The following is a 21,579-nucleotide window of genomic DNA, read 5'->3' as shown; positions in this document are numbered from 1 at the left end:
CAACCTACCACGCAGCGCGAACCCGGCTGGAACACCCGTCCAGACCGGCCGGCGGGGCTGTCACGTGCGGCGCGTCAGAGGCCACGGAACGCCTGACGCACCAGCTGCCGCCAGCGCCGCTGCCGGTGGCGGTAGAAGACCTGCGCGTACGCCCAGACGAACGGCGTGAAAAGGCCCGCCCGGACCTCCACCCGGTCGGTGTACCGCGTGCGACCGTCCGGCAGCGCCTGCACGATGATGTCGTGATTCCACGTGCGCGCGAGCCGGCCGTGACCGTGATCGTGCAGCTCAAACCGCTCGCGCCCGCGCATCGTGTCCGGGTCCGGGAACGACACCGAGATGCAGTGCGTTCCCGACAGCCGGACGCCGAGCACGCGCACGTGCACGACGTACTCGCCGGCCGCCCACCGGGCCGGCCAGGTGGCTGGCCGGAGCGGTTCGAACGTCTGCAGCGGCGCCGCCACGAACCGCAGGAGGGCAGGTTGCTGGACGTGCGCCCACACGCGGCCGACGGGCGCGTTCAGGGTGGTGCTCAGCGTCAGTCGCATCACGCCCACCCGGACGGCGGAGCGGCGCTCACCCTCCGCGCGGCCTGGCCGGCGAGGCTCAATGCGGCGCCCGCAGGGTGTGCCCGGCGGCACGGAGCGCGCCGAGCGCGTCGTTCAACCGCTCGGCCTTCACGAGCACGTAGTCCGTATTGAAGGTGCTCAGCGCGAAAATGCCGATGTCCGCGGCGGCGAGCGGGTTCAGGATGCTGGCGAGCACGCCCGTCAGGTGGAACGCGAACGGCCCGTGCAGTTTCAGCGCGGCCCAGCCGCCCTCGTGGCGCACGCCGTCGGGCACGTGCGCTTCGGCGGTGACCACCGAGAGTTCGTCGTCGGTGCGGGTCACGTGCCACACGTCGCCCTGCATGGCCCAGACGGGCGGGGGCGCGTCCGGGGAGAGCTGCGCGACAGCGAAGACACCAGGAAGGACGCTGAGGGTCAGAGGCATGCGTGCAGCGTAGCGTGCGCGCCCACCCCTCCGCTTGACTTCGAGCGCGCTCAAAGGCCTACAGTCCAGGCATTCGGCGCGCCCGCCCCACAGGGGCAGTCCAGCGGCGCGCTCCGGAGGACCCTATGCCCATCGATTCGACGTTCGACCCTCGCGCCACCGCCCTCGACGTGATCGCCGGTCAGGACCTGTCCGGCCGCGTGGCCCTCGTGACCGGCGCCACCTCCGGCCTTGGCGTGGAAACGGCGCGCGCCCTGCTGAGCGCCGGCGCGCGCGTGTACCTCGCCGTCCGCGACCCCGAACGCGGCGAAGCGACCGCCGACGCGCTCCGCAGCGCCACCGGCAACGCCGACGCGCGCGTCCTCCCCCTCGACCTCACGTCCCTGGCCTCCGTTCGGGCGGCCGCGCAGACGTTCCGAACGCACGAGGATCGCCTGCACGTCCTGATCAACAACGCGGGCGTGATGGCGACCCCGCCGAGCCGCACCCAGGACGGCTTCGAACTGCAGTTCGGCACCAACCACCTCGGGCACCACGCGCTGTTCACGGGCCTGCTCCCGGCGTTGCGCGCCGCCGCGCCCGCGCGGGTGGTGGCGCTGTCCAGCCTCGCGCACCGCATGAGCGACGTGGACCTCACTGACCCGAATTTCGAGCGTCAGCCGTACGACAAGTGGATCGCGTACGCCCGCTCGAAAACCGCGAACGCGCTGTTCGCCGTGGGCGTCACCGCCCGGCACGCGCACGACGGCGTCACCGCGAACGCCGTGCACCCGGGCGGCATCCTCACGGGCTTGCAGAAGTTCATTCCCGAGGAGGAACAGCGCGCGATGGGCTGGATGGACGACGAGGGCCGCAGCAACCCACGCTTCAAGACGCCCGAGCAGGGCGCCGCGACCAGCATCTGGGCGGCGGTCGGGCCGGAATTGGACGGCGTGGGCGGCCTGTACCTGGAGGACATCCACGAGGCGCGCCCGTTCGACCCGGCCCAGCCGTACGAGGGCGTGCAGCCGTACGCGCTGGACGCGGCCCGCGCGGCGGAACTATGGGCGCTGTCGGAACGCCTGCTGGGCGCGTAACCCCGCCACGACTGCAGAAGGCGCCCACCCGGTGGGCGCCTTCTGCGTGGAAGCTCACTCGGTGGCGACGCTCTGATCCACGCTCTGCGCGGCCGGCAGCACCATCCGGAAATGCGCGGCGGGGTCCACCAGCAGTTCCGCGATGCGGCGCGCCGCGCCGTGCTGCTCGCTCTTCACGAGCGTCTGGTGGTAGTCGCCGAGCAGCTCGCGGAGGTCCGCGACGCCCGTGGCGTTCAGCGGCAGGATGACGACGTTGCTGCCGCGCGCGAGGCGGCGGTTTAGCGCGGCGTCGTCCAGCCCGTGCTCCGGCTCGTGACGGAGGTACACGACGCCGCCGCTCATGCCGCTGCAGATCCACGGGCCGGGGTCGCCCACCACCACGGCGCGCCCCGCGGTCATGTACTCGAACGCGTACCCTTTGGCGTTCGCGCGGGTGGCGAGGCCGCCGAGCGTGTCGTCCACGGGCGTGCGCAGCTCGCCGCCGAGCACCACGTCCGCGCCGCTGAGGCGCACGCAGAAGCGGCTGTCGGCGTTCCCCTGAATCAGGAAGCGCCCGCCGATGGCGCCGTACGCGAAGCTCTTGCCGACGCTGCCGTCCACGCGTTCACCCTGGTGGTTGCGGCCCTTCAGGATCACGATGCGCCCACCGAGGCTGCTCTTGCCGACGCCGTCCTGCGCGCCGCCGTCCACCTGGATTTCCACGGGCGCGTTGTTGAACGCGCCCAGGCCGTTCCCGGGGATGCTGCCCGCCTCGAAGTGCAGTTTCACGCGGCTTGCGTTGGGTTTGCGGCGCGTGAGGGTGCCGACCAGGTGCGTGCCGAGCGCGCGTTCGGCGCTCGCGACGGGCCCGTCGCGGTACACGATCTCGTCCTCGCCCTCGTCCTCGATGGCGTCGTTCACCCACTCGCTCACCATGCGGGTCATGTAGTTCAGCGGCTTGTGGATGACGCGGCGGCCCAGGCTGCTCCACGCGGGCACGTCCTCGGCGGGCGTGAGCAGTTCCGTGAAGTCGAGCGCGGCGCCCTGCGCGACGAGCAGGTCGCTGCGGCCCGTGAGGTCCTGCAGGCTGTGCAGGCCGAGGCGCGCGACGATGCGGCGCAGTTCCTCCGCGAGACCGCCGTAGAACGCTGCGAGGCGGTCCACCTCGGTGGGCAGGACGCGCGGCACGAAGCGCTTGAAGCCGTGCGCTTTGGCTTCCTCCTCGGTTTCGACCTGCGTGGTGATGCCGACGTGACAGGTGTCCAGCTGACAGCCGCGGCAGATGGTGCAGCCGATGGCGACCATGCTGAGCGTCCCGAAGCCCACGCGGTTCGCGCCGAGCGCGACGACGCGCGCGACGTCCAGCGCGGTCTTGAGGCCGCCGTCCGCCCACAACTCGATCTTGTCGCGGATGCCGGCGCTCACGAGTGCCTTGTGCGCGCGTTTCACGCCGAACTCCACGGGCATGCCCGCGTACTTCAGCGCGTGGCTGCGCGCCGCGCCTGTACCGCCCTCGAAGCCGGACAGCGTGATGATGTGCGCGCCCGCCTTCGCGACGCCGAGCGCGATGGTGCCGATGCCGGGCACGACCGGAACCTTCACGCTGATTTTCGCCTGCGGTGCCACCGTCTTGAGTTCCTCGATGAGCTGCGCGAGGTCCTCGATGCTGTACACGTCGTGGTTGTTGCTGGGGGAGATCAGGTCGGTGCCCTGCACGGCGTGCCGCGCGGCGGCGACCTTCACGCTGACCTTCTTGCCGGGCAGGTGACCGCCCTCGCCGGGCTTGGCGCCCTGACCGACCTTGATTTCGATGACGTGCGCGCTGTTCAGCATGACGCTGCTCACGCCGAAGCGGCCGGACGCGACCTGCTGGCCGCGCCAGTGGTTGTACTGGCCGATCATGCTGGGGATCTCGCCGCCCTCACCGTTCATGGCGACGATGTTCAGGCGCTTGGCGGCTTCCACGTAGCTGCGGAACGCCGTTTCGCCCTGCGAGCCGAAGCTCATGGCGCTGATCACGAAGGGGAGGCTGTGGCCGCCGATGGCGAGGTCCACGCCGTCGGGGTCGACGTGCTCCGCGCCGTCCGGCGTTTTGAATTCGAGCAGCTGGCGGGCGCTGAGCGGCATTTCCAGCTCGAGCGCGCGAATGCGCTGCTGGTAGTCCTCGGCGCTGATCTCGCCGTTCGCGAGCGAGAACGCGGCCTTGAACACGCGCGGGTTGAAGCGCTGGTCGCGGTCCATGACCTCGCTGTTCGCGCCGTACTTCTCCAGGCGTTTTTTCAGGGTGCCTTCGAGGCCGGTGAGGGTGTAGCCGGCCTCGCCGCCCCAGAAGCCGCGCACGCCGAGTTCCGTGAGGAGGTCGCTGGCGAGGCCGAGCGCGCTGAAGTTCTGGCCGTAGCCGCGCAGCTCATGAATGCCCATGGTGCTCATGACCTTCTCGATGCCTTTGGTGAGGCCGCCCACGAGGTTCGCCTCGGCGCTCTCGCCGGAGTACAGGGCGTACATGGCGCTGGGTTCGGCGGCGTCCGCGCCCAGGCCGATCAGGACCATGACGTCGTGCAGGTTGCGGATCTGGGCGCTGCGCACGGCGACGCTGGTGAGGCGGCGCAGGCTCACGCCGTCCTCGTCGCGTTCCGCCGTGAGGTACCGGTCGAGCGCGCCGACGGCGAGCAGGATGTCAAGGGCCGCCTCGCCGTTCGCGTACAGGGCGGTGTCGTCGAGCAGCAGCACCTCGGCGCCCGCGCGGACGGCGTCGGCAGCGGCGCGTTTCAGGCGGGTGAGGGCCACGCTCAGCGGCTCGTCCGCGCGGAGGTTCGGGGTGAGCGTCGCCACGTGGAAGGCGGCCTGCAAGCCCTGCACGGTGAGCGTGCCGTACTTCCCGGCGACGGCTTCCGTGGTGGCGAGCACGGGCGTGAGCAGGTCCACGCTGTGCCCGTCGCTGCTGCCCGGCAGGGGGCGGCGGCCCAGGAGCACGCGGGTGCTGAAGTGCTCGGTTTCGCGTTCGCGGTCGATGGCGGGGTTCGTCACGACCGCGACAGTCTCCTTGAAGAATTCCGCGAGGTTCGGCTTCTCGGGCCGCAGGGCCGCCATGGGGCCGTCGAACCCGAGGGACGCGATGGGCTCGGCGCCCTTGTCGGCGAGGGCCTTGACGTAGTCCTCGTCCCAGCGGTCCCAGCCGAACGCGGCGCGCGCAGCTTTCGTGAAGGCGGGCGCCGCGTCGTTGGTCGGCGCGGCGTAGTGCGGCCCCTCGATGCGCACGTGCGCGTCGTCGAAGTTGTAGCCCTTGCCGTGTACGCGCTCCAGGATCAGGTTCTGGACGTTCTGGTTGTAGTGGAGTTTGACGGTGCCGCCGCTGAGGCACGCGACCATCTTCTCGCCGGGCGCGAACGGTTGCGGGTCGCGGACCATGGTGCCGAGCGGGATGACGCCGCGCTCGCTGCTCCAGAAGTACTCCTTCTCGGTCTCGCCGAACCACAGGGGGCGCAGGCCCATGGCGTCCACGCTGAACACGCACTCGTTGCCCTGACGGCTGATGATGGCCGCGGGGCCTTGCGCGAGCGGGCCGCCGCCGACGCGCAGGCCGATGTAGGCGTTCTGGAGGCTGCTGCTGAAGTGCCGCAGTTCGCTGATGACCGGCGGGAACACGCTCTCGATGGCTTCGAGCAGGCTCATGCCGCGGTCGAAGATGTAGCCGCTCAGCACGCGGTTGAGGTCCTGGCTGTCGCTGCCGCCGGTGAGCGGCAGGCCCAGCTGCGTGCCTTCCTTGCGGAGGCGGTCGATGGTGTTGATCTCGCCGTTGTGCGCGAGGAGCGTGAACGGCTGCACCTGCTCGAAGGTGCTGAGCGTGTTGGTGCTGTAGCGGTTGTGGCCGATGGTGCACACGCTCATGAAGTCCGGCAGGCTGAGTTCCGGATAGTAGCGGGGCAGCAGTTCGGCGCTGCCGCGCACCTTGTACACGACGCTGGCGGTGCTGAGGCTCACGACGTGCACGGGCAGTTTCGCTTCGAGGTCGAGGCCGAGCGTGAACAGTTTGCCGTTGCGTTCGTGGTTGCTGTCGCCGGTGACGAGGCCGGCGACCTGCACGAACTGCGGCTCGGTGAGGCGCGCGACGGGGCCGAGCGCGCGGGAGTACACGTTCCCCTGCTTTTCGAGCAGGACCTGCAGGCCGTAGCGGCCGGCGTGGACGCGCAGGGCGTCGAGCAGTTCGCGGGGGTTGTGGCCCTGCGGGACGAAGAAGTGCCCGACCCAGAAGTCGGCGGTGTCCACGACGCTCGCGTCGAGGCCAGCCTCGTCGAGGTAGCGCTTCCAGATCAGGCGGGGAATGTCGGTTTGGATGCCGGCGCCGTCGCCCTCGCCGCGGACTTCGCCGCTGCGGTGCGCCATGTGCGCGAGTTCCTCCAGCGCGCGCGTGACGTTGCCGTGTGTGGCTTCTCCGGTTTTGCGGATTTTGGCGATGATGCCGCAGGCGTCATGGCCGATCTCGTCGAAGTTGCCGGGGAAGCGGGGCTCCAGGCGGGCGCGTTCGGCCTGGCGGTACAGGCTCTCAGGGGCGCGCGTGGGTTGTTGGTCCGGGTGGTCGGGGGTGTGGGCTGCGCGGGTCATGGTCGGCCTCCTGGCGTGAGCGTGCCGGCGTGTGCCGGAATGCGTTCCTTCGGGTGCGGCTGAGGCACTTGGCGTCATGCGTACACCATTGGGAATTTATTCATTCCGTTATAGACCAACTTCGGGGTGGTTTGGAGGCACCTGTCCAGATGCCCCTTGCCAGGTGACAGGTAAACAGGCTGAAAAGTGCTCGTCCGTTTCATAATGTTGCGCGAGTGAGCAACAGAAGCTCTCGCCGTGCTGGGCGCCCTCTCGCTTACCCTGGACTCGGCCACCCTGCATTGACTGAATGAGGATTCTGAGCTTACACTGAGGGCATCACCCATCCCGGAGGTCCGTCTTGGAAACGTTGCGCGTATCCGGCAAATCCCGCCCCAATGCCGTCGCCGGAGCGATAGCGGCTCTGCTCAGATCCAACGGACAAGTTGAAGTGCAGGCCATCGGCCCTGCCGCCGTGAATCAAGCAGTCAAAGCCATCGCCATCGCCCGCGGCTACATCACCCCTGACCAGCTGGACCTCAGCACCCAGCCGTCCTTCGTAAAACTCGACCTGGAAGACGAAGAACGCACCGCCGTGCGCTTCACCATCCAGGGTCACAAAATCGACCCGGTCGCCTGAACCCACGCCCACGCCCGCCGAACGCCCCCGCGTGTTCGGCGGCGCAGGCGCGCACTATCCTGGGCGGTATGACCGACGCTCCCACCCGCGCGCCCCGCCGCGCGAACCCCGCGCGCGCCGTCGCTGTGCGCGTCCTCGCGCGCGTCCTGGGCGGCGCCTTCGCCGCCCCGACCCTCGACGAGGCCCTCGCGCACGCCCGCCTACCCGCGCGCGATGCCGGCCTTGCCACGCACATCGTGTACGGCGCGCTCCGCCACGCCCCCACCCTGCTGCCCGCCCTCGACGCGCTCCTCAAAGGCAGCACACCCATCAAGGCGCGCGCGCTGCTGCTCGCCGGGGCCTTCGAGAAACTGGTGCTCGGCACCGCCCCACACGCGGCCGTGAGCGAGTACGTCACGCTCGCCCGGGACGGCTTCGCGTCGCCCGGGCTTGTGAACGCCGTGCTGCGCCGCGTGGACGTCGCCCCCGACGCCAGCCCGTACGCCCTGCCCTCGTGGCTGGAGCAGGAATTCCGCACTGCGTTCGGTGAGGTCGCCCCCGACGCCATGCTGGACCAGCTGCAACCGTCCCCGCTGTGGCTGTACCTCGACGACGCCGGCGTCCGCGCCCTCGACGAGGAGGGCAGCGCCGTCGAGGGCGGACGCGGGGACGTATACCGCGTGGCCCTGGATCGCCCACTGCGCGAAACGCGCGCGTACCGTACCGGGCACGCGCAACCCATCAACCCGGCCAGTCACGCGTGCGTGCTGGCGCTCGGGGACGTGGACGGCCTGCCGGTGCTCGACCTCGCGGGAGGAGCGGGCGTGAAGGCCGCGATGCTCGCGCGGCGCGGCGCGCGTGTCACGAGCGTCGACAAAATCGCTGGGAAGCACCGGGCCGCGCGTGAGAACCTCGCGCGGCTGGGCGTGCAGGCGCAATTCGTGACGGCCGACCTGACCCGGCCGCTGAACGCGCCGCCCGCGCCGCTGGTGCTGCTGGACGCCCCGTGCACCGGCAGCGGCACCCTGCGGGCCCACCCGGAAATCAAGCTTCGCCTGACCGAGCCGGCGGTGGGGGAGATGGCGGCCCTGCAGCGCACCCTGCTGACACGCGCTGCGGACCTGGTGCAGCCAGGCGGCACGCTGGTATACAGCGTGTGCAGCCTCGCCGACGCCGAGGGGCCGCAGGTCGCGGCCGCGTTCCTGGCCGAGCATCCGGACTTCCAGGCCGAGGCGTTGCCGGACCTGCACGTGCCCGTCGTGCAGGCCGGTCCGGGCGTGCGGACGGTTCCGGTTGAGGGCGTGGATGGGTTTTTCATCGTGCGGCTGCATCGTCGCGCCCAAGGCGCATAGTCATACAAACAAACGCCCGTTTTATTCACGGGGATGTAAAGGAGGAGGCCGCCCCACAGGGCGGCCTCCTCCTTCCGACTCGCTTACAGGTTGAGGGCGGCGCGCAGCGCCACTTCCACCATCTGCCCGAACGTCTGCTGACGCTCCTCGGCGGTCGTCTCCTCGCGCGTGATCAGGTGATCGCTCACCGTCAGCACCGTCAGGGCCTTCGCGCCGTACTTCGCCGCGAGCGTGTACAGCCCCGCCGCTTCCATCTCCACGCCCAGCACCCCGAACCGCGCCCACTTCTGGAACGACTCCGGGTCATCCTGGTAGAAGGTGTCGCTGGAGAACACGTTCCCCACGTGCGTCCGGAACCCCTGCGCCTGCGCCGCCACGTACGCGCGCATCAGCAGCTCGAAATCCGCGATGGGCGCGAACGTGAACCCGCCGAAACGGTCTAGGTTGATGGCGCTGTCCGTGCTGGCAGCCTGCGCCAGGATGATGTCGCGCACGCGCACGTTCTCGTGGTAGCTGCCGCACGTGCCCACGCGCACGAGGTTCTTCACGCCGTACGACTGGATCAGTTCGTTCACGTAGATGCTGATGCTCGGGATGCCCATGCCGGTGCCCTGCACGCTCACCCGCTGGCCCTGGTACGTGCCGGTGTAGCCCAGCATGCCGCGCACCGTGTTGTGCTGCTCGACGTCCTCGAAGAACGTCTCCGCGATGTACTTCGCGCGCAGCGGATCGCCCGGCAGCAGCACGGTCTCCGCGATTTGACCTTCCTTGGCGTTCAGGTGAATGCTCATAACCGACACACTATAGCGGCTCTTTACGTCAAAAGTACACGAGGGGGGGTGGTCACGCCTACGTGACCACTCCCCGACGGTCCGCTTACTGCCGGCGGGTGTCCAGTTCCGGCTTCGTGTGCGTATGCTGCGCGGCGCCCTCGTGCGCGCCCGCCATCATCAGGCCGAGCTGCGTTTCGCTCGCCTCGCGCGCGTTCACCTCACCCGCGATCTGCCCCTCGAACATCACCAGGATGCGGTCCGAAAGGTTCATGACCTCACCGAGGTCCGCGCTCACCAGCAGCACCGCGAGGCCCTGATCGCGCGCCTCCACGATGCGCGCGTGAATGAACTCGATCGCGCCGATGTCCACCCCGCGCGTCGGCTGTGACGCCACCAGAATCTTCGGGTTCTTGCGCATCTCACGCGCCACGATGATCTTCTGCGCGTTCCCGCCCGAGTACCGGCCCGCGTGCAGGCTCGTGCTGCGCGGGCGCACGTCGTACGCCTCACTGAGCGTGCGCGCATTCTCCTCGATCGCTTCCAGGTTCAGGAACCCGAGCGACCCGGCGAACGGCGCGCGGTCATGCTCGCCCAGAATGAAGTTCTCCGCGGTCGTCATGTCCAGCACCAGGCCGCGCTCGTTGCGGTCCTCCGGCACGTGCGACACGCCCGCAGCGCTCACGGCGCGCGCGCCGCCCGTGACGCGCTGCCCCATGTACGTGATCTCGCCACTCGCGACGGGCAGCAGGCCCGTGATGGCCTCCACCAGTTCACTCTGGCCGTTCCCCTCGACGCCCGCGATCCCGACGATCTCGCCCGCGCGCAGGTTGAACGACACGCCGTTCACGGCCATCTTGCCGTGCTCGCCGCGCACACTGACGTTCTGGACGTTCAGGGCCACCTCGCCCGGTTGCGCGGGCGCCTTCTGGACGCGCAGGTTCACGTCGCGGCCCACCATCATCTTCGCGAGCTGCTCGCGCGTGGCGCCGGCCGCCGGGATGCTGCCGATCATCTTGCCGTCGCGGATGACGCTGATCTCGTCGCTGATCTCCAGCACTTCCTGCAGCTTGTGGCTGATGAAGATGACGCTGTTGCCCGCCTTCGTGTACTGGTTCTTGAGGAACTCGAACAGCTCCTCGGTTTCGTTCGGGGTGAGCACCGCGGTCGGCTCGTCCAGAATCAGGATGCGCGCGCCGCGGTACAGCGTCTTGAGGATCTCGACCTTCTGCTGCAGGCCCACTGGCAGGTCCTCGATCTTGTCGTCGGGGGACAGGTCGAAGTTGAACTGCTTGATGAGTTCCGCGACGCGTTTGCGCGCGGCGTTGTAGTTCAGCGCGAGCGGGCTGCCCGGCTCCAGACCCAGAATGACGTTTTCCGTTACGGTGAGCGGCTCGACGAGCATGAAGTGCTGGAACACCATGCCGATGCCCAGCTTAATCGCGTCGTTCGGCTCCTGCAGGTTCACGACCTGCCCGTCCACGAGGATTTCCCCGCTGGTGGGCGGCTGAACGCCGTACAAAATTTTCATGAGGGTGCTTTTGCCGGCGCCGTTCTCGCCGCACAGCGCGTGAATGCTGCCCCACTTGACGGTCATGCTGATGTTGTCGTTGGCGAGAACCAACGGGAAGCGTTTCGTGATACCGCGCAGCTCAATGGCGTTCACACTGGCGTGCTGATGCCCGGCGTGCAGGACGTCTGCCTTCGTCATCCCTACAGTGTACCAGCCGGCTCCCCTCCGGTTAAGACCACCTGAAGCCCCGCCTCCTGCCGGTCGGACGCGGCCGCATCAGTCCCAGCCGGGACGTATGCTGAGTGCACCATGAACATTGTGAAGACCCTGCACGACACGCTCGGCGGGCCGGAAAGCATCTGGCTGCTCATCACGTCCCTGGGCCGCGACGAGGTGTTCATCATCGTCATCGCCCTGTACGCCTGGCTGGTCAACCCGCGCGGCGCCCGCGCGCTCGGCGTCGCGTTCGCCACCAGTTACCTCGCGAACACCGGCCTGAAATTCGCGCTGGACCTCCCTCGCCCCTTCCACCTCGACCCGTCCGTGGCCGGCCGCGCCGCGCAGGCCACCGCCGGCGGGCCCGGGTTGCCCAGCGGCCACGCGCAGATGACCGCCACCCTCTGGCTCGGCATGGCGGCCACCCTGCAGCGCCGCGGCGTGTGGGCCCTCGCGATCGCCCTCGTGGTGCTTGTGAGCCTGTCCCGCCTGGTCCTGGGCGTTCACTTTCCTTCGGACGTCGTCGTGGGTCTTTTGCTTGGGGCGGCGTTCGCGTGGGTGGCCACGCGGGATGTGCCGCGCCTCACCTGGGTGGGGGCGTTTACGTTCGCGCTCGCGCTGCTCCCCTCGCTCGCGGCCCTCGCGGTTGGGCTCAGTATCCTCGGCGCTTTCCTGATGTCCCGCTTCGAGTACGCCGCGCCGCGCGGCGCGGCGTCCCGCCTGCTGGTGGGTCTGGGCGGTCTGCTGCTGGTCTTCGCGGTGTACTTCGGGTTCCGCGTGGTCCCGGAGGAACTGCGGCACTCTGGGGCAGGCACAGCCATCCGGCACTTCCTGACCGTGCTCACGGCCACGGAACTCGTGCCCCTGGTGTTCCGGCGCTGGATGCCCACCCGCGCGTAAGGCGCGGTTCCACCGGACGGGGGCAGCGGACAGGCTGCCCCCGCACTGTTGCAGGATTGCCCCTGACAACCGTGGGCTGTGCACCTTTTGTGAGTCTTGTGTGGAAAAATCCACACCATTTATTTATGATGTCTTAATGAACTTTCGCCAACCCGTGGCCTTCCTGATTCACCCGCGCGTCAACGTCGCCGCCGATCTGGCCCAGCTCTTCCACCCCGCACTCGCCCGGATTCCCAACAGCGTCTACGCCCAGGCCCTGCGCCGACTCCCCATTCCTCCGCTCGTCACCGGCCACATCCGCTACACCGACGCGCCCGATACCCTGGCCGCGCACCTCATCACCGTGCCCCTCACCGCCGCCCAGCTCCTCCACCTGCCCCGCCCGAAAGTGCAGGCGAAACTCGAGGACGCCGTCAGCCGGGCCCGCGACCTCGGCGCGCGCGTCGTCGGCCTCGGCGGCCTCAACGCCCCCGCCACCCGGGGCGGCGCCACCCTCACCCACCGCACCGACATCGGCGTGACCAACGGCAACGCCTTCACCGCCGCCATGACCCTCCAGGGCGTCCACCAGGCCCTCCAGTACACCCCCGACCCGGACCGCGCGCACATTGCCCTCGTGGGCGCCACCGGCAGCGTCGGCGCCTGCCTCACCCGCCTCCTCGCGCGCCGCCACCGAGGGCGCCTCACCCTCATCGCCCGCAACCCCGAACGCCTCCACGCACTGCGCGACGACATCGCCGCCAGCGGCGCCGACGCCCACGCCTCCACCACAATGATCGACGCGCGCGGCGCCGACCTCGTGGTCCTGCTGACCAGCGCCACCGAAGCGCTGCTGCGCAGCGAACACCTCAAACCGCACGCCGTCGTCCTGGACGACACCCAACCCCGCAACACCGACGCCGCCCTGCTCCACACGCGCCCGGACGTCACCATCATCGACGGTGGCCTCGTGGAGATACCAGGCATGCGCATGCGCGGCAGCATCGGCCTGCCCCGCGGCGTCGCCTACGCCTGCCTCGCCGAAACGCTCCTGCTGGGCCTCAGCGGCCACGCAGGCCACTTCTCCATCGGGGCCTCCTCCGTGGACCAGGCCGAACACATGCTCCAACTGGCACGCGCCCACGCAGACCTCGGGTTCCACATCGCGGCGCCGCACAGCTTCAGTCGCCCCCTCACCGTCACCCCCCACGCGCGGCAACCGGTGCTGGCATGACCGACATCGTCCTGCTCGGCGGAGGCTACGTGACCATCGACGCGTACCGCTCGCTGATGCGCACCCTCGGGCGCGACGTGCGGCGCGGCGCGGCGCGCATCACCGTCATCACCCCGGAGCCGTACCACACCTTCCACGGCTGGACGGGCGAAGTGCTCGCCGGCGTGCTCCCGCTGGAGCGCACCCTCACGCCCCTGACCGACGTGCTCCCCCACGCGCGCCTCGTGCTGGGCCGCGCCACACGCGTGGACCCGGACACCCAGACCGTGCAGGTCACGCAGGCCAACGGCGCGCTCACGGTGGTGCCCTACGATCACCTGCTGGTCGGCGTGGGCGCCCGCGACCCGTTCGACCGCCTTCCGGGCCTGCGCGAACACGGCTGGGGCCTGAAAGACACCCTTGACATGCAGCGCCTCCACCAACACCTGCAAACGTGGTCCCCCAACGGTGCGCGCGCCCTCATCGTCGGCGGCGGCTTTGCCGGCGTGGAAATGGCCGCCGCGCTGCGCGAGCGCTTCACGCCCGCCGAACTTCAGATTCACCTGGCGTCCGCCACCCCGCAGCTCCTCACCACCCTCCGCCCGGAGTACCAGCACCTCGCGGAGTATGCCGAGCAGACCCTGCGCGCGCGCGAAATTCACATCCTCCGCGAATGCCGCGTGCAGGAGGTCACGGCCCGCGGCGCGCGCCTGAGCAGCGGCGCGCACCTGCCCGCCGACCTGGTTCTGGTCACCGCCGGATTCGCCGCGCAGGACGTCCCCGGACTGAACGAATTGCCGCGCCACCCGGACGGGCGCCTGCTCACCGACGACGCGCTGCGCGTGTCGGGGTACGCCAACATCTGGGCGGGCGGTGACGCCGCGCACGTCACCCACCCGGTCACCGGAGGCGCCTGCCCCACCAATGCCCTGTGGGCCATGAAGCACGGCATGTGCGCCGGGCGTAACATCGGCCGCGCCGTGCAGGGGCGCGCGCCTCGGCCCTTCGCCTACCGCGGGCTGGGGCAGGGGGCGGCCTTCCGGGTCGGTCAGGGCATCACGGAACTCAAGGGAATGCAGTTCACGGGGCGCCTGGGCTGGCTGATGCGCCTGCTGTTCTTCGTCTGGTACATGCCGACCAAGCGTGGCGGCGCACGCGTCCTGCACGCGTGGCTGACGCGCCCCCGCGTTCCCCGGGCGGTCCGGGCGTCCACGGTGCCGGAAGCGTAAGCCACGCCGAAATGCCAAAAGGGGAGGGGCGGAACGCGCGCGTTCCGCCCCTCCCCTTTGCCCGGCTTACTTGCTGGGGACTTTGATCTTGCCGCTGATGATCTGGGCCTTGATGGCTTCGACCTTGGCGATCTGGCTGCTGGGGATCAGCGCCTTGTTGTACTGGTCGACGGCGTAGCCGACGCCACCTTCCTTCAGGCCGAAGCGGCGTTCGCCACCCTTGAACTTGTCGGCCTTCACGTCGTTGATCAGCGCGAACACGGCGTTGTCAACGCGCTTCAGCATGCTGGTCAGGCCGTGGTTGAGTGTGGTGGGCTTGTTGTCGAAGTCGCCCAGGTAGTTCTGGTTGCTGTCCACGCCGATGAAGAACATCGGGCGGGTGTTGCCGGCGCAGGCGCTGGCGTAGCTGGCGCTCTTCGCGACCTTGGCGAAGTTGTTGGTCTTGAAGGTCACGCCCTTGGGCAGGCTGCCGGCCTTGAGGCACTGCGTCTGCTTGATGTAGTCGACGACGCCCTTACCGCTGCCGCCCGCGGCCGCGAAGATGATGTCCGCGCCCTTGGCCTTCATGCTGGCCGCGATTTCCTTGGCCTTGCTGGGGTTGTTCCAGGCTTCAGGGGTGGTGCCGACGTACTGCGCGAGCACCTTGACGTTCTTGTTCGCGGCCTTGGCGCCCGCGGTGAAGCCCGCTTCGAACTTGTGGATCAGGGGGATGTCCATGCCGCCCACGAAGCCGACCACGCCGGTGCTGCTGTTCATGCCGGCGAGGTAGCCGACCAGGTAGCTGCCCTGCTCTTCGGCGAACAGCAGGCTGGCGACGTTCTTCTGGGGGCTCACGTCGTCGACCAGGCCGAACGCGAGGTCAGGGTTTTCCTTCGCGACCGTGGTGATGCTGGCGTTGTTGTTGAAGCCGACGCCGATGACCAGGTCGAAGTCGTCGTTCGCGAAGCTGCGGATGCCCTGCACGACCTGGCTGGGGTCAGTGGGTTCGAAGTCCTTGACGGTGACGCCGCCCGCTTTCGCGGCACGCTGGCTGCCTTCGTAGGCGCTCTGGTTGAAGGATTTGTCGAATTTACCGCCAGCGTCGTAGGCCATGCCGACGCGAAGGCTACCTTGGGCAAGGGCACCGCTGAGGGCGGCAAGCAGACCGAGGGTCAGTGCTTTTTTCATGGTTGTTATTCCTCCTGGGGTGATTCCCGCAACGGAGTATAGCGAATACAATGGGGAAATAAACAAACGATTCTGATGTCATTCTCATGCAAGCCAGAGGCCTGCATGTCAGCTCCAGATCAGGGAAAAGCGCAGAACGCTGAGCAGGACGATGTTCTGTGACGCTCCTCATGGGCGTGCACAGCCTCCGTAAAACATCTCTCATTTTCATGAACGCTCCACGCAGATGTAAAGTCCGGCATGTTGAGGGCCCAAAAGCGTTCCGCCCACAGCGTAGTTGAGTGGTAGGCTTCCCCCATGACCGAGGCCCGCTACCGGGAACTGATCCAGACCATCCAACACCACAACCGCCTCTACTACGAGCAGGACACCCCCGAAATCAGCGACGCCGAGTATGACGCGCTCATGCGGGAATTGCGCGCCGCCGAGGCCGCACACCCCGAATGGATCACGCCCGAATCGCCCACGCAGAAGGTCGGTGGCGCCCCCAGCAGCGCCTTCCAGCCCGTCACGCACCCCACACCCATGACCAGCCTCGACAACGTATTCAACGACGAGGAACTCACGGACTGGGGCGCCAAACTCGCGCGCGCGCTCGGCGCCGCCCCGGACACCGCCGACTACGCCTACACCTGCGAACTCAAAATCGACGGCCTCAGCGTCAACCTCTACTACGTGGACGGCGTCCTGCAGTGGGCTGCCACGCGCGGCAACGGCGTGGTGGGGGAGATCGTCACCGAACAGGTCCTCACCATCCCGGAAATCCCCCGCACCCTGCCCGGCCTCAAAGGCGAACTGGAAGTGCGCGGCGAGGTGTACCTCAGCCGCGAGGAGTTCGCCAGCTACAACGCCCTCGCCGAAGAACTCGGGCTGCCGCTCCTCAAGAACCCCCGCAACGGCGCCGCCGGCGCCCTCCGGCAGAAAGACCCGAAAGAAACCGCGAAACGCCGCCTGCGCGCCATCCTGTACGCCCTCGGCAAACGCGACGGCGTGCCCGCCCGCACGCAATGGGACGTCCTGACCTGGCTCGCGGAGCAGGGCTTCCCGACCAGCGCGTACAGCGAACGCGTTCAGGGCCTCCCAGCGGCCGCCGCATACCACGCCCGCATGGTCGCGGACCGCGCGAACCTCCCGTTCGACGCGGACGGCACCGTCATCAAACTCGACGACCTGCGCGCCCAGGAGGACGCCGGCTTCACGAGCCGCGCGCCCCGCTGGGCCATCGCGTACAAGTTCCCCGTCGAGGAAGTCCAGACGAAACTCCTGAGCATCACCATCAACGTCGGCCGCACTGGGAAGCTCGCGCCGCTCGCGCACCTCGAACCGCGCCTCATCGAGGGCAGCACCGTCAGCAAAGCCACGCTGCACAACGAGGACTTCATTCGCAACCTCGACCTGCGCATCGGCGACACCGTCCTCGTCCGCAAAGCCGGCGGCGTCATCCCGGAAATCGTCCGGAACCTCACCGAGCTCCGCGCGGACCACAGCGAACCCTTCGAGTTCCCCACGCACTGCCCGGAATGCGGTCACGCCGCCGTCCGCGCCGAAGGGGACGCGAACACCTACTGCGTGAACCCCGCGTGCCCCGCGCAGGCGTACGAACGGCTGCGGTACTTCGTGAGCCGCGGCGCCATGGACATCCGCGGCCTCGGCGAGAAGCTCATCGAGCAACTCCTGCAGGGCGGCCTCGTGCGGGACGCCGCCGACTTCTACAGCCTCACGGAAGCGCAGCTCGCGGGGCTGGAGCGCAGCGGCACCAAGAAAGCGCAGAACGTCCTGCGCGAACTGGAGGAAAGCAAGAAGCAACCGCTGTGGCGCCTCGTGAACGCCCTCGGTATGCCCGGCGTCGGCGAACGCAACGCGCAGGTGCTCACGCGCGCGTTCCCCAGCCTGGACGCGCTCCTCGCCGCCACGCCCGAGCAGATCGCGTCCATTCACGGCGTCGGCGAAACCCTCGCGCAGAGTGTCCACGCAGCCCTGCACGACGCAACCATGACGGACCTGCTCGGGCGCCTGCGCGCCGCCGACCTCAACACCGTCGAGGAGGTCGACGCGCCCCAAGGCGAGCAGCTCGCCGGGACGACGTTCGTGATCACGGGGACGCTTAGCCGACCCCGCGACGTGTTCAAGGCCCACCTGGAGTCGCTCGGCGCGCGCATCAGCGGGAGCGTCACCAAGAAAACGACGTACCTGCTTGCCGGAGAGGACGCCGGCAGCAAGCTCGACAAGGCCCGCGAGAACGGCGTGACCATCCTCGACGAGGCGGCCCTCGGGGCCCTGCTGACCGAACGCGACGCACCCCCAGTCCCCTGAATCAGCAGCTGCAGGCGGGGCCCACTCAGGATCGAGTGGGCCCCGCCTGCAGCTGCAAGCTCAGTGAGCGGGCGTTCCCAGGTGGTCCGTGTGGGGTTGCGCGCGGAAGGGCGCGTACTGCGCGAGCGCGGCCGGCACGGGGCTCCCCGGCGTTGCCGTGCGCTGCAGCAGCGCCGTGTGCGCGAGGGGGGTATGCGGCCCGAAGTCCGCGACCATCAGTCCCGGGGTGCCCTGCTGTTCCGCGGTGCTCAGAACGTCCGGCCAGGGCGCGAGCGAGGAGGTCAGTGCCCACTCGTGCGCGTGGGCGCTGTCCGGGTAGGCGGCGGCGAGGGCGGTGCAGGTGGCGGCGTCCGAGGCGCGCAGCCAGAGCCCCTGAGGGTCGAGCATGTGCAGGGTGGTGTCGCGCAGCAGGCGGGCGCGCTCCAGAGTGTCGCGGGCACTGGGGGCCAGGGGACTGGGGTCCACGGGGAGCAGCAGGTGCAGGCCGGTCATGCGGTGCAGGCCGACCATCACGCGGGCATGGCTCTGCCGCAGGTGCGCCATCACCGCCGGGCAGCAGAGTTCATCTGCGACGATCTGCGGCGCGGAGCGGGTGGCGTGCAGGGCCACCATCAGGCCACCGTCGAGACGGATGGCCAGCCCGGCTTCTGCGGTGGAAACTGCGAACAGGCCGGCGTGGGGGGCGTCGGCCACGAAGTGGTCGGCGATCATCGGCGTCATGCTTGCAGCCTAGAGCGCAGGGATTGCACCATCAAATGAGCTTCCGATGAGTCAAGATACCATTTGAAAAGCAGAAAACTCACGTGTCTGCAGAGGCGGTTCCCAGATCCACCTGCGTCCGCAGGACATGCAGCGCCACGTCCACCAGATCAGCGTCCCACCCCCGCTCCGCCGCGAACACTCTCGCGAGCGGCGAGAGCGCCGGGTGAAGCAGCAGGGCACTCAGGGCCGCCTGCACCTCCTCATCCTCCGGCGCCACGCGCCACAGCCGCAACCACAGGTCCGCGCGCACCCCCACACCCAGGTCCGGCAGACCCTGCACCGCTCGTTTCGCCCGTTGCACCAGCCGGCGCTGCGTCTCCAACACCCACCCCCCACCGAACTCCGCGTACTGGTCCCAGTGTCGGAGCGCACCCAGAAAAGCCAGGATGGCCGGAAGCTGGCTTGCGGCGCCGGCCTCGGTGACATCCAACGCCACATCCCCCACGGCGGACGTGCCCGACAGCACCGCCACCGCGTGCCGGTCCGCCCGCAGGCGACGCCGCACCCGACTCAGCTGGGACGCCACCGTCGCCCTGGACCGCTGACCACCCCAGACGTCACGCCGCACCTCGTCGACCGTCGCTGCCCCCTCCCCACGCGCCGCCCGATCCACGCAGTACGCCAGCAGCAACGCCTCCACCGGACGCAGGACCGTCCGCGCCTCCTCCGTCCCCGACCATGTCGGCGGCGCGGTCAGCAGCGTCACCGCCGACCGCGCACGCCCGCCGCGCGCCGACAGGCAGGCCTCCAGCCGCGCCGCCCCCCACCCCCGCTCAATACAGAACGCCAGCAACGCCCGGTGATGCCGGCCCGCGTGCGCCCGCAGCGTCGCGTCACTCCCGAGCGGCCGCGCCGCGCTGAACTGCAACAATCGCGACACATGCGTCGGTGTCAGCTCCCCACGCTCGTAACGCCACTGACACGTCAGCAGCGCCGCCAGCAGCACCGAATCGTAATACTCCGCGCGCGCCGTCCGGATGCCCTCCACGCACGCCAGCGCCCGATCCACGTCGCCCTCCACGTACGCCAGCAGCCCCTCGGCAAGCGGATACACACTCGCGGCCTCCGTCGAACCCGCCGGAACGTCATTCCAGTAGAGCCGGACCACAGTCCGCAACCGCTCAGCGTACCCCCTGAGGCGCTCCACATCTCCCAGCCGCCACAGCACGTACACCAGAAACGTCAGCGGCATGATGATGCCGACATAGTGCTGCCGGTCCTCGAACAGCGCCACTGACCGCTCGAAGTGCGACGTCGCCTCCACGTACCGACCCAGATCCGAGGCGACGTACCCCCGTACCAGCTGGTGGTACTCCGCGCCGTCCGGACGCTCCGCGGCACCGTCGAACAACGCATCGTCCAGCACCCGCGCCGCGTCGTCGTAACGCCCGACGTCCTTGAGGTACTCCGCCATCAGGATGTTCACGCCGCGCAGCAGCCGCCTGTCCCCCCACGCGTCCGCGACGGCCACCGCCTCCCGGTACGCGGCCTCTACGCCCGCCGCGTCCTGCAGCAGCAGATGCGCCTGCACGCGGTGCTCCAACGCCGTCGTGATCCGCGCCGGATCGCTCTCCGTGAACCGCATCGCGTCAAGGGACGCCTGCAACGCCTGCACGCCGTCCAACTGCAGAATCCACGCGTACGCCCGCTGAATCAGCACCCGGAAGTGCTCCCCCGGCGTTCGGGCGTGCTGCTCGCACCGCTCGGAATACCGCAGGTAGTTGCTGAACTGGTCATTGCGCCGCTCCGATGCCACCAGCAACGTGTTGTACGTCGTGAACGTCGCCAGCCCCTGCTGCTCCTGCCACGTCGCCAGCGTCCACCCCCACTCCACGCGCCCGCACATGACCGCCGCGTACGCCAGGACGTCCCGCAGGCGCGGCGTCAGCGCCGCCTGCCCCACACCCTGCAGCAGGGTCAGGAAATGCTCCTGCTGCCCTGCCGGCACCTCGTGCGCCGCGACAAACGCGTCCGCGACGCGCACGCCCTCGTCCACATGCCCACTCTGGAGCAGCACCTGCACGCCCACGTACGTCTCCTCGAAGCTGGTCGGCGCCGCGTCGCCCGCCCCCTGCAGCCATGACTGGAACGCCACGGTGGGCCGCAACACCCCCCGGCGCTCCAGAAGCGGCAGGCCCGCGTCCAGCAGCGCGAGCACGTCCGGGTTCGAGGCGCGCACCTGCGACCAGTCGTCCGGCCGGCGCAGGTGCGCGATCAGCCGGCGCGCCGTGGGCGGCAGCGCCCCCACCAGCTCCTCGAACAGCGCCTCCGGGTGCACGTACGGCAGGTGATAATGCGCGACCACCGTCGGCCACCCCTCATGCCGCGCCAGGTCCTCGCGCTCCCCGGGGTTCAGGTCCGGCTGCAGGGCTGCGGCCTCCTCGGGCGTGAACCGCAGCGCGTCCGGGCCGAGGATATCGAGCCGACCGGACAGCAGGCCGGACTGCACGCCCGGCAGGTGCGCATGCCGGACCTCCAGCACCCACCGCACGCCCGGCGGCCCCGCGAGCGCCAGCGCCAGCAGGGACTCCTGCTGCGCCCGGTCGAGCACGTGCGCCTGCGGGACCAGCACTAGCGTCGGCGCGCGCACGGTCGCCAACGCCGCCTCCAGCGATTCGGCCACCACGCCCACTTTCGCGAGCGCGCGGTGGAGCGTCTCCGCCACGGGCTCGTCACGGCTCGCCACGGCGAACACCGCCGCGCTCACGCTCGCCAGGTCCTGCAGCAGCACGCTCTTCCCATACCCCACGGGCCCCATCACGAGCAGGACCGGCGCGCGCGTCCCCTGAACGCGCGCCATCAACCGCTCCCGCCTGAGCACCTCCGGAGTCTGCGGCAAACGCACGCCCCCGTCCAGCTGGACCGAGCAGGGGCGCCTTTACCCTTCACCGCCTGCACGCAGGGTGATGGGAGAGAG

Annotated in this window: 15 protein-coding genes; 7 read left to right on the top strand and 8 right to left on the bottom strand. The window is 69.3% G+C overall.

All coding sequences use genetic code 11. The annotated features are described in order from the left end of the window. Positions 1 to 74 precede the first annotated feature (74 nt). Both DEIMA_RS09875 and DEIMA_RS09870 read right to left on the bottom strand, forming a co-directional pair. The gene (locus tag DEIMA_RS09875) at positions 75 to 548 is read right to left on the bottom strand and encodes a hypothetical protein (RefSeq protein WP_013557112.1); all 474 of its coding nucleotides are present in this window, start codon (positions 546 to 548) and stop codon (positions 75 to 77) included. Positions 549 to 606: 58 nt separating this feature from the next. Further along, positions 607 to 993 carry an ACT domain-containing protein gene (locus DEIMA_RS09870; RefSeq protein ID WP_013557111.1) on the bottom strand — a complete coding sequence of 129 codons (387 nt, stop codon included), beginning with the start codon at positions 991 to 993 and terminating at the stop codon, positions 607 to 609. A gap of 125 nt (positions 994 to 1,118) precedes the next feature. Between DEIMA_RS09870 and DEIMA_RS09865 the strand changes: the two genes are divergently transcribed. Beyond that, positions 1,119 to 2,069, top strand: coding sequence for an oxidoreductase (locus DEIMA_RS09865; RefSeq protein ID WP_013557110.1), 951 nt, complete (start codon positions 1,119 to 1,121; stop codon positions 2,067 to 2,069). A 54-nt stretch (positions 2,070 to 2,123) separates the two neighbouring features. Here DEIMA_RS09865 and DEIMA_RS09860 read toward each other — a convergent pair whose 3' ends face one another. Then, complete coding sequence (locus tag DEIMA_RS09860; protein WP_013557109.1) at positions 2,124 to 6,650, bottom strand: glutamate synthase-related protein; 4,527 nt, start codon at positions 6,648 to 6,650, stop codon at positions 2,124 to 2,126. 340 nt (positions 6,651 to 6,990) lie between these two features. Between DEIMA_RS09860 and DEIMA_RS09855 the strand changes: the two genes are divergently transcribed. Together DEIMA_RS09855 and DEIMA_RS09850 are read left to right on the top strand one after the other, a co-directional pair. Next, on the top strand, positions 6,991 to 7,269 hold the full coding sequence (locus DEIMA_RS09855) for a stage V sporulation protein S (protein WP_013557108.1): 279 nt from the start codon (positions 6,991 to 6,993) through the stop codon (positions 7,267 to 7,269). Positions 7,270 to 7,337: 68 nt separating this feature from the next. Then, the gene (locus DEIMA_RS09850) at positions 7,338 to 8,600 is read left to right on the top strand and encodes an RsmB/NOP family class I SAM-dependent RNA methyltransferase (RefSeq protein ID WP_013557107.1); all 1,263 of its coding nucleotides are present in this window, start codon (positions 7,338 to 7,340) and stop codon (positions 8,598 to 8,600) included. A gap of 83 nt (positions 8,601 to 8,683) precedes the next feature. Here DEIMA_RS09850 and deoD read toward each other — a convergent pair whose 3' ends face one another. Both deoD and DEIMA_RS09840 read right to left on the bottom strand, forming a co-directional pair. After that, positions 8,684 to 9,391, bottom strand: a complete 708-nt coding sequence (deoD, locus tag DEIMA_RS09845) for a purine-nucleoside phosphorylase (RefSeq protein ID WP_013557106.1) — start codon at positions 9,389 to 9,391, stop codon at positions 8,684 to 8,686. 85 nt (positions 9,392 to 9,476) lie between these two features. Beyond that, on the bottom strand, positions 9,477 to 11,081 hold the full coding sequence (locus tag DEIMA_RS09840; RefSeq protein ID WP_013557105.1) for an ABC transporter ATP-binding protein: 1,605 nt from the start codon (positions 11,079 to 11,081) through the stop codon (positions 9,477 to 9,479). Between the two features lie 111 nt (positions 11,082 to 11,192). On the opposite strand from DEIMA_RS09840, the gene DEIMA_RS09835 reads away from it, so the two are divergent. From DEIMA_RS09835 to DEIMA_RS09825, 3 genes are all read left to right on the top strand, one after another. Next, positions 11,193 to 11,999: a phosphatase PAP2 family protein gene (locus tag DEIMA_RS09835; protein ID WP_013557104.1), complete on the top strand. Its 807-nt coding sequence runs from the start codon at positions 11,193 to 11,195 to the stop codon at positions 11,997 to 11,999. Between the two features lie 136 nt (positions 12,000 to 12,135). Further along, positions 12,136 to 13,212, top strand: coding sequence for a Semialdehyde dehydrogenase NAD --binding protein (locus DEIMA_RS09830; RefSeq protein ID WP_013557103.1), 1,077 nt, complete (start codon positions 12,136 to 12,138; stop codon positions 13,210 to 13,212). Further along, entirely contained in the window at positions 13,209 to 14,420 is a 1,212-nt protein-coding gene (locus tag DEIMA_RS09825) for an NAD(P)/FAD-dependent oxidoreductase (protein WP_013557102.1), read from the top strand. The genes DEIMA_RS09830 and DEIMA_RS09825 overlap by 4 nt, the downstream gene beginning before the upstream one ends. 66 nt (positions 14,421 to 14,486) lie before the next feature. Here DEIMA_RS09825 and DEIMA_RS09820 read toward each other — a convergent pair whose 3' ends face one another. Next, the gene (locus DEIMA_RS09820; RefSeq protein ID WP_013557101.1) at positions 14,487 to 15,587 is read right to left on the bottom strand and encodes a BMP family lipoprotein; all 1,101 of its coding nucleotides are present in this window, start codon (positions 15,585 to 15,587) and stop codon (positions 14,487 to 14,489) included. 297 nt (positions 15,588 to 15,884) lie between these two features. Between DEIMA_RS09820 and ligA the strand changes: the two genes are divergently transcribed. After that, positions 15,885 to 17,900 (top strand): NAD-dependent DNA ligase LigA, encoded by a 2,016-nt coding sequence (ligA, locus tag DEIMA_RS09815; protein WP_013557100.1) that lies wholly within the window; start codon positions 15,885 to 15,887, stop codon positions 17,898 to 17,900. A 60-nt stretch (positions 17,901 to 17,960) separates the two neighbouring features. Here the strand turns inward: ligA and DEIMA_RS09810 are convergent, their stop codons facing one another. Together DEIMA_RS09810 and DEIMA_RS09805 are read right to left on the bottom strand one after the other, a co-directional pair. After that, positions 17,961 to 18,620, bottom strand: coding sequence for a hypothetical protein (locus DEIMA_RS09810; protein ID WP_013557099.1), 660 nt, complete (start codon positions 18,618 to 18,620; stop codon positions 17,961 to 17,963). 79 nt (positions 18,621 to 18,699) lie between these two features. Beyond that, positions 18,700 to 21,462: a hypothetical protein gene (locus tag DEIMA_RS09805; RefSeq protein WP_013557098.1), complete on the bottom strand. Its 2,763-nt coding sequence runs from the start codon at positions 21,460 to 21,462 to the stop codon at positions 18,700 to 18,702. Between the last annotated feature and the right edge of the window lie 117 nt (positions 21,463 to 21,579).

The sequence above is a fragment of the Deinococcus maricopensis DSM 21211 genome (assembly GCF_000186385.1).
GTDB classification, from domain to species: domain Bacteria; phylum Deinococcota; class Deinococci; order Deinococcales; family Deinococcaceae; genus Deinococcus_B; species Deinococcus_B maricopensis.
The sequence above is the reverse complement of the archived record's forward strand: the minus strand, read 5'-3'. Positions and strand labels throughout refer to the sequence as shown.